At 64.9% G+C, this 17501-nt stretch carries 11 protein-coding genes; 9 read left to right on the top strand and 2 right to left on the bottom strand.

The features are described 5' to 3' along the window. The first annotated feature begins 141 nt into the window (after positions 1-141). Together BBSC_RS11925 and BBSC_RS11920 are read left to right on the top strand one after the other, a co-directional pair. Positions 142-3366 carry an alpha-L-rhamnosidase-related protein gene (locus tag BBSC_RS11925; RefSeq protein ID WP_144414490.1) on the top strand — a complete coding sequence of 1075 codons (3225 nt, stop codon included), beginning with the start codon at positions 142-144 and terminating at the stop codon, positions 3364-3366. Positions 3367-3427: 61 nt separating this feature from the next. Continuing rightward, the gene (locus BBSC_RS11920) at positions 3428-4513 is read left to right on the top strand and encodes a LacI family DNA-binding transcriptional regulator (protein ID WP_033518460.1); all 1086 of its coding nucleotides are present in this window, start codon (positions 3428-3430) and stop codon (positions 4511-4513) included. 82 nt (positions 4514-4595) lie between these two features. Here BBSC_RS11920 and BBSC_RS11915 read toward each other — a convergent pair whose 3' ends face one another. Further along, positions 4596-5642 (bottom strand): LacI family DNA-binding transcriptional regulator, encoded by a 1047-nt coding sequence (locus tag BBSC_RS11915; protein ID WP_033518458.1) that lies wholly within the window; start codon positions 5640-5642, stop codon positions 4596-4598. Between the two features lie 352 nt (positions 5643-5994). On the opposite strand from BBSC_RS11915, the gene BBSC_RS11910 reads away from it, so the two are divergent. The 7 genes from BBSC_RS11910 to BBSC_RS11880 all read left to right on the top strand — a co-directional run bounded on the left by BBSC_RS11910 (position 5995) and on the right by BBSC_RS11880 (position 15766). Beyond that, on the top strand, positions 5995-7611 hold the full coding sequence (locus BBSC_RS11910) for an extracellular solute-binding protein (RefSeq protein ID WP_231648980.1): 1617 nt from the start codon (positions 5995-5997) through the stop codon (positions 7609-7611). A 181-nt stretch (positions 7612-7792) separates the two neighbouring features. Further along, positions 7793-8692, top strand: a complete 900-nt coding sequence (locus BBSC_RS11905) for an ABC transporter permease (RefSeq protein WP_081893123.1) — start codon at positions 7793-7795, stop codon at positions 8690-8692. 12 nt (positions 8693-8704) lie between these two features. Then, positions 8705-9670: a carbohydrate ABC transporter permease gene (locus BBSC_RS11900; RefSeq protein ID WP_033518453.1), complete on the top strand. Its 966-nt coding sequence runs from the start codon at positions 8705-8707 to the stop codon at positions 9668-9670. A gap of 165 nt (positions 9671-9835) precedes the next feature. Continuing rightward, on the top strand, positions 9836-10924 hold the full coding sequence (locus BBSC_RS11895) for a glycoside hydrolase family 43 protein (protein WP_046726032.1): 1089 nt from the start codon (positions 9836-9838) through the stop codon (positions 10922-10924). Positions 10925-10974: 50 nt separating this feature from the next. Further along, complete coding sequence (locus tag BBSC_RS11890) at positions 10975-12114, top strand: glycoside hydrolase family 43 protein (RefSeq protein ID WP_046726031.1); 1140 nt, start codon at positions 10975-10977, stop codon at positions 12112-12114. 208 nt (positions 12115-12322) lie between these two features. Further along, positions 12323-14464: a glycoside hydrolase family 31 protein gene (locus tag BBSC_RS11885; RefSeq protein WP_081893122.1), complete on the top strand. Its 2142-nt coding sequence runs from the start codon at positions 12323-12325 to the stop codon at positions 14462-14464. 171 nt (positions 14465-14635) lie between these two features. Continuing rightward, positions 14636-15766, top strand: a complete 1131-nt coding sequence (locus BBSC_RS11880; RefSeq protein WP_033518451.1) for a LacI family DNA-binding transcriptional regulator — start codon at positions 14636-14638, stop codon at positions 15764-15766. A gap of 62 nt (positions 15767-15828) precedes the next feature. Here BBSC_RS11880 and BBSC_RS11875 read toward each other — a convergent pair whose 3' ends face one another. After that, positions 15829-17400: an alpha-N-arabinofuranosidase gene (locus BBSC_RS11875; RefSeq protein WP_033518448.1), complete on the bottom strand. Its 1572-nt coding sequence runs from the start codon at positions 17398-17400 to the stop codon at positions 15829-15831. Positions 17401-17501 lie beyond the last annotated feature (101 nt).

Here is a 17501-nt window from a genome sequence, read left to right as displayed (position 1 = left end):
GTAATTCTGGCTCCCCTCGCGGAGGGAAGCTGTCGGCGTAGCCGACTGAGGGGAGCCAGACATAGTACATGAACTTACGACGCAGGATACTAGCGTGTGTTTTCCGCCGCTGGTGTCCGTCTATCGCGCGAGAGTGGAGGGGTGCTTGTAATCAATGACCGGCGTGCGCCGGTGGATCTTGAGCCTGGAACCGTGCCGGTGCTGCGCTGGCGGGACGATGCGGAGACCATTGCCGGCGATCCTGCCGCATACCGCGTCGTCGTGGATGTGACGCGCGAGGATGCGCTCGCCGGCCGCGGGTCGGTGTGGAGCAGCGGATGGGTCGACGGCGACGCATGGGATGGCGTGCCGCTGAACGCCGTCGATATGCGGCCGTCGCGGCGGTATTGGGCGTCGATGCGGTGGCGCTACGCCGATGGCACGATGGGGGATTGGGCCACGCCGGTGACGTTCGGCACCGGTGCCGGGCGCGTGTGGAGCGCGTCGGCCATCTGGGGACCGGTCCGTGCGGCGGATGCGGATGGGGCTGTCCGGCCGTCGGACGCGGGCAACGCGGCCGGATGGGCGGTGCTGCGCGGCGTGATCGATCTGCCGGCGAAGCCGATCCGATGGGCCACGCTCAACGTCACGGCGTCGTCCACTGGCCCGGCCCGGCAGTTCGTGTACCGGATGTGGCTCAACGGCCGGTTCGTCGGATGCGGGCCGACCTTCCCGATCGGCGGGGAGACGCGTTACGACGGCTATGACGTCACGGCGGCGCTACGCCCGGGCCGCGTCAACGCGATCGGCGTGATCGCCTATGCGATGGAGGATCGCCGTTTCGCGGCGCAGCTCGACGTGTGCTTCGATGACGGTTCGATGGGGCATTATGGCACCGGTCCGGAGTGGCTGTCCCTGCCTGACCCGGCCGAGGTCTGGCCGGAGAGCGCGTCGATCGGCACGCAGTATTTTCAGGCACCGGCCGAGAATGTGCGGGGCGATCGATTCCCACAGGGCTTCTCCGATCCGTTGTTCGACGCGAGTGGCTGGGTGCCGGCTGCTGTCAAACCGCCGTTCGCGGACCTCGCCGCAACGCCGACCGACAAGCTGCGCCTTGCCGAGGTGCCGCCGACGTCGATGCTGCGCGTGGAACGGCCTGTGGAACATTCTGTGGAACACAGTGTGAAACATGACGTGGAACAGCCCGTGAAACGTGCTGAACATGACGATGCGGCGGCTGGCGGCGAGCCCGCTGAGGAAGCGACCCGAACACTCGGCGTCGTCGCCGATTTCGGCGGGGCGTACATGGGCGGCATCCGTCTCGACCTGCACCCGAGGGCTCCGATCGATCTGACCATCCGGTACGGCGAGGTGCTGAACCCGGACGGATCGGTGCGCTACCGGCTTTCCGCGGGCAATGTGTACGAGGAGCGCTGGCATATCACGCCGGGCTGCGGGCCCATTGCGACGTGGGGGCTGCGCGTGTTCCGGTACGTGGAGATCAGCGTGCTCCAGCCGCCGGCTCCTCCCGCGTCGTGGAACGAGCCGTCGCCTACGGGGCTCGACGAACGCGCCGCCGCCATCGGGGAGATCCTGCTGAATGAGGGGGCGCTGCACGCCGAGGCGCTCATCCATCCCGCGCTGGAGGACGGTACCGGTGCCGGTGCCGATACCGGGGCCGACGTCGGCGCCAAGGCCGCCGGAAGCGCCGCGCATTACCCGGGAACGTTCCATTCTTCCGATTCGGCGCTCAATGCGGTCTGGCGGCTCAGCGCGCATACCATCGAGGCGCTGAACGGCAATATCTACGCCGATTCGTGGACGCGCGAGCGCGCGGCGTACGAGGCCGATACCTGGATCCAGCAGCGGGCCCATCTCGCGCTCGACGCATCGCCGTCGCTCGGCGCGTACTCGGTCGACTATCTGGTCGCCAACCGCACATGGCCGACCGAATGGCCGCTGTACCTGATCCTTGCGGCGCACGATGCGTGGATGCGCACCGGTTCGACCGCGCAGATCGCCGAGCAGTACGATCGGCTCGCCGCGCTGCTGCCGGACCGGTACGTCGACGCCGAAACCGGATTCATCGTCAAGAGTCCCGGCGCATCGAGCGCCATGGACGGCGACCTGGTCGACTGGCCGCCGTCCGAGCGCGACGGTTTCGAGTTCGGGCAGGTCAACACGGTCGTCAACGCGCTCGCGTCGCAGGCCTACGCCGATATGGCCGATATCGCGCGGGAACTCGGGCGCGATGCCGACGCCGATCGCTTCGCCGGCATCGCCGGCCGCATGCGTGCGGCGATCCATGCATGGCTGTATAACGCCGATCTCGGGGCGTATCGCGACGGTCTGCGCGCGCTGCCGGGCGATACGGGGGCCGCGGACGGGGAAACCGCTGATGGGAAGGCAGGTGCGCCGAAACCTGTGAGCGGCACGACGGGCGTGATGGCGGGTGTCGCCACTGATTCCGCCTCCTCCCGTGATGCCCACGATGCGCATGATGCGTCAGGAATCTCGGCCGTCATGGACCCCGATGGCATACTGGCCACTGGTTCCGGCCGGCGTTATGCCGTGCTGCGGCACGCCGCGCTGCATTCCTCGGCGTTCGCGTTGGCCTTCGCCGAGGTGCCGGCGGATCGTGTGGATCGGGTCGCGGCGTTTCTGCGGGGCAAGGGCATGGCATGCAGCGTATATGCCGCCGCGCCCTATCTGCTGGGGCTGTACCGCGCGGGATTCGGCGCCGATGCGACCGCGATGATCGCCGATCGGCGCACCACGCATTCGTGGGCGTACATGCTTGCGCAGAATGCGGGCGGCACCATGGAGGCATGGGATGTGGCGCGCAAGCCGAACACCACGTACTCGCATCCGTGGTCGGCGTCGCCGGTGTTCCTGCTGGCGGAGGGGCTGATGGGCGTGCGGCCGCTGGAGCCCGGATACCGTCGTTTCACGGTCGCGCTCCAGCCCGGGCGGGTGTGGTCGGCGCGGTTGACGCTGCCGACCCCGGCCGGGGATATCGAGGTGGCGTACCGCTGCGTCGAGTATCGTATGGAGATCGACGTGACGGTGCCGTCGCGCACGCGGGCCGATGTCGCTGTGCCGCAATGGGATGCGATCGTGCCGCTGCCGGGCGGGGACGGAGCCGGATCGTTCCCTGAAGGTCGTGCCGATGCGGCGGCTCGGGGCAAGGATTCCCCGCGCGCATTGACGGTGACGGTTGATGGCCGGCCCGCTCGATGCGAGCCGTGGGCCGATCCGGACGGGCCGTCGGGCCGGTCGGCTGCACCTGCGGCACCGGGGCTGAAACTGGCCCGGAGCCTTGCCCCTGGCCATCATCGCGTCGTCGTGTCCGTCGTCGTGCCCCGAAGCGCGTGCGGCGCGCGCTGATGCTGGATAATGGTGTGTTGGAATATCGGCGAACAACGGATGCGTATGAGGTGGGGTACGGATGGTCACTCTGGATGATGTAGCGGCTCGCGCGGGCGTGTCCCGTATGACCGCGTCGAATGCGATGCGGGGCAAGCCGATCGTCCGCCCTGCCACCGCCGAACGCGTGCGGCGGGCGGCCGACGAGCTTGGTTATCACCCCAGTCTGGCGGCACGGCAGCTGAGCTCCGGAAAGACCGGGGTGATCGGGCTGTCGGTGGCCGACTTGGATATGGTGTTCCCGGCCGAGCTGACCGCGGAGATATCCGACGAGGCGTACCGGCGCGGATATCAGCTCATCGCCCAGCAGACCAGACTCTCGCCGGATTACGAACGCGCGATGCTGGGCAACGCCAGCGCGCAGATTTGCGACGGCACCATCATGTGCTGGCCGAGCGAACAAGCCGAGTCCATAGCGGAATACGGCAGGACCCATCCTCTGGTGCTGTTGGACGGCTTCGGTTTCGAGGGACGGGTGGACTGCGTGTTCACGCCGTTCCTTGCCGGGGCCAAATCGGCGGCGGAACATCTCATCGAGCAGCCGGCTCCTGCGGCGGGGCATCGGATGCTGATTCTGGGGGCGGTCTACCGCAGCCCCGAAGAGTTGCTGCACGCATCGGACAGTCCTTCGCTGCGTTTGCGCGGTGCGTATGAGGCGTTGCGCGACCATGGGCTGCCGTATGACCCGGCGAATGTGGTGCTGAGTGGGTGGACCCGTGAGAGCGGATACGAGACGATGTCCCGAATCCTTGACGAGCGGCGCGATTTCGATCTGGTGTTCTGCCTGACGGACATGATCGCCATCGGCGCGTTGAAGGCTCTGCTGGACCATGGCGTGAGCGTCCCCCGGGATGTGGCCATCATGGGCTTCGACGGCGTGCGGGACGGCCGGTATACCAGCCCCGGGCTGTCCAGCGTGGACATCGACGTCGCGCAGATCGCATCGACGTGTCTCGATCTGCTTATCGAACGCATCGAAGCGGTGCCGCGCAGACAGGCTCCGGAAAAGGAACACCGGACCAGATCGGCCGCCGATATCACGCCCCGCACCCGCACGTTGGATTACCGTCTGGTGTTCCGGGGCAGCGCGGAACGGAGCCGCGGCTGACGGCTGACGCGGGCATACACCGGCATTCTCAAGCCGTTGCGGGAGGCGTTGCGGGTGTTGGACCGTCTGCCATGCCGTCCGGTTATCGCGTCGATTCCCGCTCGATGAGCTGGTAGCCAACCGTGGTCACGGTCGGGTAGCGGTTGTTGTCCGGATCGCTGATCTGGCGCAGGATCTGGGCGACGGCGAGCTGCGCGAGCTGGTCGAGGTCCACGGCGATGGTGCTGAGCGACGGCACGGAGAATTCGCCGGTGCGAATGCCGTCGAACCCGATGACCCGCGCATCCTGGGGCACGCGGACGCCTTGATCCGCAAAGCCGCGGATCAGGCCGAGCGCCGCCGAATCGTTCATGCATGCGTATCCGTCGAATGCGGCATGGCCGTCGGCAAGTCGATGGGCGAGCTCACGCGCCTGAGGTTCGGCGAGCCCTTGGATCGTAATGACATGCGCCGGGTCATACGGCAGGTTGTTGTTCACCAAAGCAGCTCGAGCGCCGCGCAGACGGATGGCGCTGTTGGTGTCGTGGTCCGCCATGAGCTCGCGTGCCGTGAGATACGGGCTGGTGGTGACGATTCCGATATTGCTGCAGCCCCGATCGATGAGATGCTGGACCGCGGCGCGTACGCCCTCCTCGTTCGGCCAGTTCACGGTGCTGATGGTTGGCGCGGTGAGACAGGAATCGAGCAGCACCGTCGGGCCGTTGGCTTGGATCTCCCTCAACGAGCTGTCGGACAGTCCGTTGGCTTGGATGATGCTGCCGTCGAACATGCTGCCGTCGAACATAGGGTTGCGCATGGCCTCCTGCGCGTACTGCACGGAGTAGCGGGTCTCCTGCAGGAACGGCGTCATGCCGTTGCGCAGCACCTCCGCGGACAGGGCATCGATCAGCTGCGAGTAGAAAGGCAGGTTGTATTCGTTCACGATGATGCGGACGATTCCGCTGCGGCCTGATTTGAGCATGCTGGCCGATAGGTTCCCCCGATAGTTCAGCCGCTCGGCGGCGGCCACGATCCGCGCCCGGGTGGAGGCCTTGACGCCGGGTTGGTTACGCAGCGCCTTCGATACGGTCATGGTCGTCAGCCCGACTTCGTCGGCGATATCCCTCAGGGTGGCGGTTTTCCCGTGCATCGTTCCTCCTTGGCGTGACGAGAGATGCCATATGCTCTTTGAGTCCAATGTATAGTTATCGATAACTTTTGGCAATTCGCCTGTTGTCGACTGTTTGCCAATGGCCGATAACGTTGATATTTCAGTAATTGTAGCGCGACACACGCGACGGGTTTGACGGTGTGGTGGCTCCGGTGCTATAAAATTGTAGCGTGATAAAAAGTTAGCGATAATCACCGTAATCATCGCAGATCGTCGCACGATGAGGTGAGCCGGCGCAGGCTTGGCCGTAAGTGGCCGCAGGCGGGCGCTGGCGCGAATGGCCGCCATGGCGGTGGCGCTGGTGATGTCCTAACGCACTCAAGAAAGGACAATGATGGCACATCGGAGTGTAACGAAGAAGGCCGTGGCCGCGGTCGCCGGAATCAGCGCGCTGTCCATGGCGCTCGCCGGATGCGGCGGCGGCAGCGAGGCGAAGATGGAGGGCGGCAAGCCCGTCGTCACCGTTATGGTGCAGCAGGCATCCACCCAGGTCGAGGTCTCCAAGCAGAAGTGGGCGCAGAGCCTGGAGGCCAAGTGCGACTGCAAGATCGAATGGCAGACCGTGCTCGACACCGCCTGGGCCCAGCAGAAGAACGCCTCCCTGACCGGCGGCGACGTGGCCGATCTGTCCATTCGCGCCTACCACCCGGAAGACGCCACGCAGTACCCGTTGTTCGAGAACCTCGCCGACGATATGGACTCGCTGCCGAACGTCAAGGCGTTCTTCGAGGAGCAGCCCATCGCCAAGAAGATGGTGGAGATCGACGGCCAGATCAACGCGCTGCCGTCCTCGCGCGGTCAGGCGTTCCACGCGTCCGGCCAGCACATGCTCATCAACAAGACCTGGCTGGACAAGCTGGGCCTGAAGGCTCCGACCACCTGGGACGAGCTGACCAACGTGCTCGAGGCCTTCAAGACCCAGGATCCGAACGGCAACGGCAAGGCCGATGAGATCCCGATGAACGTGCGTGCCCTCGGCACCGACGCCCTCGGCGGCTGGTGGAACATGTTCCTGCTCATCAACGGCACGGGCGTGGTCACTCAGTTCAACGCCGGCCCGTCCGCCAACGGCATCGCCGTGAAGGACGGCAAGGTCTACAACTGGGCCACTTCCGACCAGTTCAAGGAAGTGGTGAAGTACTACAACGAGCTGTTCGGCAAGGGGCTGATTCCCAAGGACGCCCTGACCAAGGACTTTTCCAAGTACCAGGCCGAGCTGCAGTCCGACGGCGAGACCGCGCTGACCGGCGTGATCTTCGGCTGGGACGGCACCGCCTTCGGCGCGCTGGATTCCAAGCTGTACAAGGAATACGAGGCTATCCCGGTGCCGGCTGCCCCGGGCGTCTCCCAGGATGAGACCGTATGGGATGGCTCCGGCGACTACAACGAGTACGAGGACTATCACATGTCCATGAAGAAGGATCTGCCGGAGGCCACCAAGACCGCCGCGCTGAAGATCATCAACACCCTGTACTCGCAGGACTACGCCATCCAGCAGATGTACGGCTCCATCCCGGACTACGTCACCAAGGATGACGACAAGACCTACACCGTCTCCGACAAGTACTACACCGAGACCAACAACGGCAAGTCCCCGGCCATCAACGACCGTCTCGCCGGCTGGGTGCCGAACGACGTGACCATCAAGAACGCGCAGGACTCCGACTCCGTGCAGCTGGTGGACAAGGTGTATGCCGAGCAGTACTCGCACTATGACCAGACCAAGGATATGATGCCGGTCTACGTGCGCCTGAACACGGAGGACTCCAACACCTTCTCCAACAACAACGCGCAGATCTGGAACTACGCCATCCCGATCATCTCCAAGTGGCTGCTCAACGGTGGCATTGACGAACAGTGGGACAACTACGTCAAGACCATTGATGATTACGGCATGAAGCAGAACGTGGAAATGTGGCAGAAGGCCTACGACAAGGCCGTCAAGTAACCCTCCCTTCTATGCGGCCGTCTGTGTGAAACGTCGTTCTCGTCATCGACGTTTCGCCGGACGGCCCGTAGCCGGGTATCTCATACAAAAGTCAGGAACTACAGTGTCAAGTGCAGTGGCAGCGACTCCGGTTCAGGCGCGAACCGGAGAAGTGATTGATAATCAGCAGGTGTTACGGCATATGCCGTGGTACAAGCGTCTTGCGCGCCATTTCCGGCTGTACTGGCAGCTGTGGATTATGGTGCTGCCGTCGGTCATCTTCGTGTTCATCTTCTCGTACATCCCGATGTACGCGCTGCAGATCGCGTTCCGCGACTATGACCCTACCAAGGGGCTGACCGGTGGCCGATTCGCAGGTCTGAAATACTTCAACCAGTTCTTCAAGTCCCCGATCTTCGCCCAGATCCTGACCAATACGGTCCGTATCTCGTTGTGGACGCTGGTCATGGGATTCATCGCCCCGATCATCCTGGCGCTGCTCATCAACCAGCTTGGTTCCAAGAAGATCAAGGGGTTCGTGCAGACCATCACCTACATGCCGCACTTCATCTCCACGGTGGTGATCGTGGCTATGATCAACATCTTCCTGGCTCCGAAGACCGGTCTGCTCGGGCAGTTCTTCGGCGGCGCGAACATTCTGGAAAGCACCGCGGCGTTCACGCCGATCTACTGGATCACCGAGGTCTGGCAGCACATGGGGTGGAACTCCATCATCTATCTCGCCGCGCTCTCCTCCGTGGACACCTCGCTGTATGAGGCCGCGAAGATGGACGGCGCCGGCAGGCTTCAGCTCATCCGGTACGTCGACATTCCCGCCATCCTTCCCACCATGTCCATCCTGCTGATCATGAATATGGGCAATGTGCTCAACGTGGGCTTCGAAAAGATCTATCTGATGCAGAACGCCATGAATCTGCCGGTCTCTCAGGTCATCTCCACATACGTGTACAAGATGGGCATCGCCGGCAACCAGATCTCCTACGCCACGGCCATATCCCTGTTCAACACCGTCATCAACTTCTTCTTCCTGATCATGGCGAACATGATCTCCAAGAAGGCGTCCGACACCAGCATCTTCTAAGGGAGGGTTTCCATGAGCGCATCAATCGCACAGGGATCCGTCGCCCCCCGCCTCAGCGGCGGAGACGTTCCGTTCAATAAGCATCGCCGGTTTAAGCAGCAGTCCGTCGGCGATTGGGTCGTCGACATCGTCATCGGCCTGCTGGTGGTGGTGATCGTATTCGCCATCATCTACCCGCTGTGGTTCATCATCATCGCGTCGTTCTCCGACCAGACGCTGGTGTCCACCGGCAAGGTGTTCGCCGTGCCGTTGGGATTCCAGATCGGCGGATATCTCAAGATTTTCGCGGATACGCGCATCTGGCTCGGCTACTGGAACACCATCGTGTACACCGTGCTCGGCACCGCGCTGAACATGGTGGTCACCATGCCGGCCGCCTTCGCGCTGTCGCGCCGCGAATTCAAGCCCCGCCGCGTGCTGATGTTCTTCTTCACCTTCACGATGTTCTTCGCGGGCGGCATCATTCCGAACTACCTGCTGTACAAGCAGCTGCACCTGCTCAACACCATGTGGGTGTTCATCATCCCGTGCGCCGTGAACGTGTTCAACCTGATCATCGCGCGTTCGTTCTTCGAGACCTCGATCCCCGAGGAGCTGCATGACGCCGCGCAGATCGACGGCCTGAGCTACGGCGGCTACTTCATGAAGGTGGTGCTGCCGCTGTCCGCCGCGATCATCGCCGTGATCGGCCTGTACTATTTCGTGCAGCACTGGAACGACTACATGACCGGCCTTATCTACGTGCGCGACGCCTCCAAGCAGCCGTTGCAGCTCGTGCTGCAGAACATCCTGATCTCCAACCAGACCCAGGCCGGCGGTGCCGGAACCGGAGGCGCCTCCATCGCGGTGCAGCAGCAACTCGCCGATCAGATCAAATACGGCGTGATCATCGTCTCCACCCTGCCCCTGCTGGTCCTCTACCCCTTCCTGCAGAAGTACTTCAACAAGGGGGTAATGATCGGAGCCGTAAAGGGCTGAGCATTCAGCAAAGCTCGCAAGGCGCAACGGGCGATCCGTTGCGGCGTCTCTCGCCTTGCGGCGGTATACTTGCCGGAGTCGGCATACGCATGCGGGGAGCGTTGTTCTCCTTCCTGATTCCCGATGCGTGGCCGGTTCCGGCTTTTTCCGAAAGGAATTCATTCCATGTCGATTTCCCATCTTCCGCAGCCTCAGCCGCCGGCTGATCCGTACGGCTACCTGCTGGTGCACTTCATCGAGGATCCGGACGGCTATGCGGAACGCATCTATCTGGATCTGTCCGACGGCGACAATCCGGAGCGTTGGAATCCGCTCAACGGCGGCAAGCCGATCCTGACCTCTCCGCTGGGCACCACCGGCGTGCGCGACCCTTATCTGACCCGCAATCCGGAGACCGGCCGCGTCTACGTGATCGCCACCGATCTGCGCGTGTTCGACCCGGATGCGGACCAGTCCCGCCAAAATTGGGAAACCTGGTCCCACCACGGCAGCACGAACCTGATCATCTGGCATTCCGACGATCTGGTGCACTGGAGCGGGCCCCACACGCTGGACGTATCCGCGCGCCAGGACGGCACGCATGCCCAGCTCGGCATGGCATGGGCTCCGGAGGCCCTGTGGGTGCCGGATTACTATCCGGAAGGTCACGAGGGCGGGCGCGGCGCCTTCGTGCTGTACTGGTCCAGCAAACTGTTCGCCGACGACGATCCGGAGCATCTCGACGGGCGCGTCTATGACCGCGTGCTGTGGGGCGCGACCTCCGATTTCACCGATGCGACCTATGCGTACGGCGGCGTGTTCATCGATGCCGGCACGCCGACCATCGACACCACGATGCTGCAGCGCGCGCTGCCGGACGGCACCATCCGCACCTATCGCGCCACGAAGAACAACGGCCCCGATCCCAACATCTGGCTGGACCGCACCGATGTGAGCCGCTGGTGGGAGCCCGGGGTGCTGTGGACGCCGGTGCAGCGCGACATTGGCGCCGAGTGGACCGAGAGCGGCAACCCCGGCGGCGTGGAAGGCCCGGCCCTGTTCGCCTCGCACAGCGACGACCGCGTGTATCTGTACGTCGACGTGATTCCCTCGATCGGATACCGGCCCATGGTCACCGTCAACCCGGACGGGGGATTCGACTATCTGCGTTCCGATGATTTCTTCATGGCTCCGCACACCAAGCATGGCGGCGTGCTGTCGCTGTCGCGCGCCGAATACGAGCGCCTGAAAGCGGCCGACGGCACGATAGGGTGAGCGACCGGCCGTGGACCGGCGCATTTCGGTGGGATCCGAGGGAGAGGATCATGGCGGGGAACGCATATACGGCATATGCCTGGGCATATTTCACCGGGGATACCGGCGGCGGCGAGCGGATCAGCCTGGCCGTGTCCTGCGGCAACGACGCGCTGCACTGGCGGACGCTGAACGGCGGCCGGCCGGTGCTGTCGTCGTCGTACGGCACGCGCGGTCTGCGCGATCCGTTCATCATGCGCTCGCATGACGGCGAACGGTTCGTCATGCTCGCCACCGATCTCTGCGTCGCCGACCTGCACGGCGATTTCCGGCGGGCGCAGTATGCCGGTTCCCGGTATCTGGAAATCTGGGAATCGGATGATCTGGTGCATTGGGGCGAGCAGCGCCATGTTCTGGTCGCCGGGCCGGACGCCGGCAACGCGTGGGCCCCGGAGGCCCATTGGGTGCCCGAACTCGGCGAATACGCGGTGTATTGGTCGTCGAATCTGTTCCGCGGCGCCGAAGCCGTCGACGCCGCGCTGCGCACGCACCCGACGTACGGGCGCATGATGATCGCCACCACCAAGGATTTCCGCGCATTCTCGGAGCCTCGGATCTGGATGGATGTGCGCCGCGGCGACGGGCATGACGGCTTCGGGCTGATCGACGCCACGATGGTCCGCGACGGCGATTGGTGGTACCGGTTCGTCAAGGATGAACGGTTGATGACCGTGCGCGAGGAACGCGCGCGCAAGGTGATGGACCCGGTCGTCGGCGTGCTGCCGGGCGAGCCGGCACCGGCGCGCGATGCCTCGTCCGCCGGCGGGGCTGTTGGCTGCGGCGAGGCTGACGGGTGGCGGCTGATCGGCGAATCGATCGGCGTCGGCCTGCCGAACGGCGAGCATGATGAACACGGCAAACCGCGGCTGTTCACTCGCGGCGAGGGACCTTGCGTCTTCCGTGCGAATCCGGGCGACGTCAACGGCTATCGCTGGTATCTGTTCATCGACCAGCCGCGGTACCACGACGGTCCGGGCCATTACATCGGCTTCGCCACGCACGATCTCGACGATCCGCATGGCTGGGTTCCGGTCGGCGATAGGCTGCGCGCCGGCATCCCGGTGAATGCGGACGGCGGCAAACCTCGGCACGGTACCGTGATGCCCATCACCGCCGCCGAACGGGAAGCGCTGCTCGCGGCGATGGGTTGAGGCGATGCGCTAGCATCCCGCGTCGTTGATTCGTTTGTTGATTCTGGCTCCCCTCAGAGAGGGGAGCCAGACATTGTTAACGAATTAATGACGCAGGATACCAAGTGTTTTTCCCATGAGCGTGTCAGCGCTTGCGCCGCATCATATTTAGCGCTATAATTTTAGCGCTATAACATAGTTGTGAAGTAACCATGACAAGGGAGCATGAATGACCACCGAAACCACGACGGCCGCCGCCGACGTCAGCGTCGAAAGCGCCGGGAAGACCCTCGATACCAGCAACATCGCCGCGCAGGTGTTTCGCGTGGTCGGCGGGGACGCCGCCGGCGATGCCTCGGCCGCCACCGCGATCGAATGGACCTGCGACGGCGAGTACCTGCGCGTCGACGCATGGGGCGCCAACAGCGTGCGCGTGCGCTCGCGGCTGATGCAGCGCCCGCTCGACACGGATTGGGCGCTGCTGCCGCCGGCGGCCGGGGCTCCCGCGCCGAGCGTCACGGTCAATGCCACCGGGGCCGTGCTGGTCAACGGCGAGATCACCGTGCGCCTCGACCTGTTCGGTTGGCAGAAGGACCAGCTGCGGCTGACCTTCGAAAACACCCGAACCGGCAAGGTGCTGCTGCGCGAGGCGTCCGACGGCGGCGCCCTGCGTCTGCGTGCGCGGGCCCACCATCCGCTGGAGTCCGGTGCGGAGTCGCCGGTCGCCTCCTTCGAGCCGCCCGCGGGCGAGCATCTGTACGGCATGGGCGAGTATCAGCAGAACGTGCTCGACCTCAAGGGGTCCACGCTCGAGCTGGCCCACCGCAACTCGCAGTGCTCGGTGCCGTTCGTCGTCTCCTCGGCCGGCTACGGCTTCCTGTGGCACAATCCGTCGGTCGGCCGCGTCACCTTCGCGCAGAACCGCACCGAATGGCACGCCGACTTCTGCGACCAGATCGACTACTGGATCACCGCCGGAGACACCCCGGCCCGGATCGAGGCGCAGTACGCGGACGCCACCGGGCACGCGCCGGTCATGCCCGAATGGGGTCTCGGATTCTGGCAGTGCAAGCTGCGCTACTGGAACCAGGAGCAGCTGCTCGAGGTGGCCCGCGGGTTCAAGGAGCGCAACATCCCGATCGACCTGATCGTCATCGACTTCTTCCACTGGCCGCTGATGGGCGATTTCCGCTTCGACGAGGAATTCTGGCCCGACGTCAAGGCCATGACCGACGAGCTGCACCGGATGGGCATCAAGCTCATGGTGTCGATCTGGCCGCAGATCGACCTCGAATCGGAGAACTATAACGAGATGCGCCGGCGCAACTTCCTCGCCAAGACCCGCACCGGCAAGGACGTGGGCATGTGGTGGCCTCGCGACAGCCAGTTCTTCGACGCCACCAACCCCGAGGCCCGCCAGTGGCTGTGGGAGAAGATCAGGAAGAACTACACCGATCTCGGCGTCGACGCGTTCTGGCTCGACGAGGCCGAGCCAGAATGGGGCGGCGACTACGACTACGCGCACTACCTGTTCCACGCCGGTCCCGTCGGCAAGGTGGGCAACCTGTACCCGCAGAAGTACAACCAGACCTTCTACGACGGACAGCTGTCCATCGGCCGCGAGAACAACGCGGTCAACCTCTCGCGCGCGGCGTGGGCCGGGGCCCAGCGGTACGGCGCGCTGGTCTGGTCCGGCGACGTGCACTCCACCTTCGACGACCTGAAGGCGCAGATCACCTGCGCGATCCACATGGGCGCGGCCGGCATCCCGTGGTTCACCACCGACATGGGCGGATTCGCCGGCTCCGACATCACCACCGACGCGTTCAAGGAGCTGTTCGTGCGCTGGTGCCAGTTCTCCACCTTCCTGCCCGTGATGCGCAACCACGGCGATCGTGGGCCGAACAACCATCAGGTGCTCGACCAGCGCGGCAACAGGATCACGCACGTGCACACCGGCGACAACAACGAGCCGTGGAGCTTCGGTCCGGAAGTCGAGCGCACGATGGTCAAGTACATCACGCTGCGCGAGACGATGCGCCCGTACGCGCGCGAGCTGTTCGCCGAAGCGCACGAGAGCGGCCAGCCGCTGGTGCGCGGCCTGTTCTACGAATTCCCCGGCGAGGAGGCGGCCGCGGATATCGCCGACGAGTACCTGTTCGGGCCGGACCTCTTGGTAGCGCCCGTCACCGAGCTCGGCGCGCGTTCGCGTGAGGTCTACCTGCCGGGCGGCGAGGCGACGACGTGGACGAACCTGCACGACGGCGCCGTGTATGCCGGCGGCCAGACCGTCACCGTCGAAGCTCCGCTCGACGTAGTGCCTGCCTTCGCCCGCAACGGCAAGGACCACGGCCTTCAGGGCCTGATCTAGCGGTCCGGTGATGCCTGGATGCCTAATCGCCAGTTGGCTCCCCTCTGGGAGGGGAGCCGGCGTGGGTCGTTTCGTAACCGGGCGACGGAAGGACCGACCCGGTGCGATGGTGGATAATGGTGAAGCACTATGACAGGAAATGATCGATCGACATGAGACGGGACGCTGGTTATGGTTACGTTGGATGATGTCGCCGCGAAGGCGCGGGTGTCCCGCATGACCGCGTCGAACGCGCTGCGGGGCAAGTCGGTCGTCAAGCCGGAGACCGCGAAGCGCGTGCTCAAGGCCGCGGCCGAGCTCGGGTATCAGCCGAATCTGGCGGCCCGGCAGCTCAGCTCGGGGCGCACGCATATCATCGGCCTATCCGTGGTCGATTTCGATCTGATCTTTCCGGCCGCGCTGACCGCGGCGCTGTCGGATCAGGCGTATCGGCGCGGCTATCAGACCATCGCCCAGCAGACCCGGTCCTCCACGGATTACGAGCGGGCCATGATGGGCAGCGCCAGCGCGCAGATCTGCGACGGCACGATCCTGTGCTGGCCGAGCAGCGATTCGGCGCAGGTGCTGCAATTCGCGGGGTCCCATCCGTTGGTGGCCTTCGACGGCTTCGGCTTGGAGCGGCGCGTGGACTGCGTGTTCACGCCGTGCGTCGCCGGCGCGAAGGTAGCCATGGAGCATCTGCTCGCCCAGCCGGTCGTTGCTCCGGAGGGGACCGTGCCTCCCGAGGAAGCAGCGCGCCCTCTGGCGGGAAACCCGTCTCGGCATCATGTGCTGGTGTTGGGCACGCCATATTGCCCCGTCGATGAGCTGATGGCGGCTACGGGAAGCGGGCCGATGCGGCTGCGCGGCGCCTATGAGGCGCTGGCGGAACACGGCCTGCCCTACCAGGAGCAGGACATCTATCTGTGCGGGTGGAACCGGAAATCCGGCTACGAGGCGATGGCGTGCATCCTGCGGGAGCGCCGTGATTTCGACACGGTGTTCTGTCTGACCGATCCCATCGCCATCGGCGCGCTGAAAGCGTTGACTGACGCCGGCGTGCGCGTGCCCGAGGACGTGGCGATCATGGGCTTCGACGGGGTCGAGGACGGTCAATACACCAATCCCGGACTGTCCAGCGTCATGGTCGACGTGAACGAAGTGGCCACCACCTGCCTCGATCTGCTGGTATCGCGCATCGAATCGGCGGGTGCTGCCAGCAGAGGCGGTGCGGCTGCGGATGGCTCGTTGCCGGCCCGCAGCGTCACCGTCGGCTACCGTATCGAGCCGCGCGGCAGCGCCGAACGCGAAGCGACTCGGTAGTGTTTTGGCTCCTCTCAACGAGGGGAACCAAAACACTACCTAAGATGGCCGCACGCGGATGGTCACGCGGTGAATTCGACCGCGGACCACGAGACGGCGGGCAGCGCGAAGCGCAGCGTGCCGTCACCGGCGTTCACGGGCAGTTCGCCCGGCGTGACCGCGTTCGGGTTCTCGGCGGTGTTCGTGCGGTACGGATCGTCGTCGTGCAGCAACTGCGCGCGGGTCACCTTCACCGTGGACGCATCGGTGCCAGGCAGGCCGGCCAGCGCGACCGCAACCTCGTGCGCGGCGCCCAGATCGCGGTTCACGGCGAGCAGTAGTCCGGTGCGCGTATCGGCGTCCCACGTCACCACGGCGTCGATCGCGGCCACATCGCCATAGGCCTTGGTGGAGACGGTCGGCGCGTCGATCGCGGGGGCGTACACGTCGCCGCGGGCATGGGCGGCCGCTTCGGCGAAGGGGTAGAAGATGGTCTGCTTCCATGCCGGGCCGTTCGGTTCGGCCATAATCGGCGCGATCACGTTGACCAGCTGCGCGCGCGAGGCGGAACGTACGCGGTCGCAGTGCTTGAGCAGCGTGATCATCAGCGAGCCCTCGACCACGGCGTCGGCCGCCGTGTAGATGTCCTCCAGCAGATGCGGGGCGACGGGCCAAGCCTCGTGGTGCAGGCCGTTGGCCGACTCCTGGCGCCACGCCTCCTCCTGCTCGTTCCACGCGTCGGAATACCACACGCCCCATTCGTCGAACGACAGCGCGATGTCCTTGTCGCCGTGGTTGGCGGCCTTGGCGGCATCGGCCTGCGCGGCGACGGTGTCGATGAAGTACGTCATGTTTTCGGCCGAGGCGAGGAACTCCTGCATTTCGGCGGCGTCCTTGGTCTTGTGGCCGTGGTCGAAGTAGTAGGCGTGCGCCGAGACAAAGTCGAGGTTGTCGTACGCCTTGGTGAGCACGGTGCGCTCCCACTGGCCGAAGGTGGGCATGAAGGCGTTCGAGGAGCCGCAGGCCACCAGTTCGAGCCCGGACTCCGCAAGCTTCATCGCGTGCGCGACGCGGTCGACCGCCGCCGCGTATTCCTCGGGGCTCATATGCCCGACCTGCCACGGGCCGTCCATCTCGTTGCCGATGCACCACATCTTGACGTCCATCGGCTCCTCGATGCCGTTGGCCACGCGGCGGTCGGCCAATGCGGTGCCGGCGGCGCCGTTGACGTATTCGAGTTCCTCCAGCGCCGCATGCAGCCCGCGCGTGCCCATATTGACGGCGAGCATGATCTCGGTGCCGGTCTTCTGGCTCCAACGGTAGAAGTCGTCGATGCCCATCTGGTTGGTTTCGGTGCAGTGCCAGGCCAGATCGCGGCGGACCGGGCGCTGGCTGCGCGGGCCGGTGCCGTCCTCCCAGTTGTAGTTGGACACGAAGTTGCCGCCGGGGTAGCGCACGCAGGTGACGCCCAGTTCCTTGACCAGGTCGATCACGTCCTGGCGGAATCCCTGATCGTCGGCGGCGGCATGGCCCGGCTCGTAGATGCCGCCGTACACGCAGCGGCCAAGATGTTCGACGAACGAGCCGAACAGACGTGGCGGCACGTCGGCCACGCGGGTGCCGGCATCCAGGCGGATGGTTGCTTCTGTGCTCATGATGGGTGCTCCTTGTGCGGTTGTGTGGTGTTATGTGGAGTTGCGCGATGATACCGTGCGTCCGATCGGCTGCTGATCGGACGCACGGTATCCCAACGTCG

Origin of the sequence: Bifidobacterium scardovii JCM 12489 = DSM 13734 (genome assembly GCF_001042635.1) — a bacterium.
GTDB classification, from domain to species: Bacteria; Actinomycetota; Actinomycetes; order Actinomycetales; family Bifidobacteriaceae; genus Bifidobacterium; species Bifidobacterium scardovii.
Note: the sequence above shows the minus strand (reverse complement) of the source record. Positions and strands in the feature narration are given on the sequence as shown.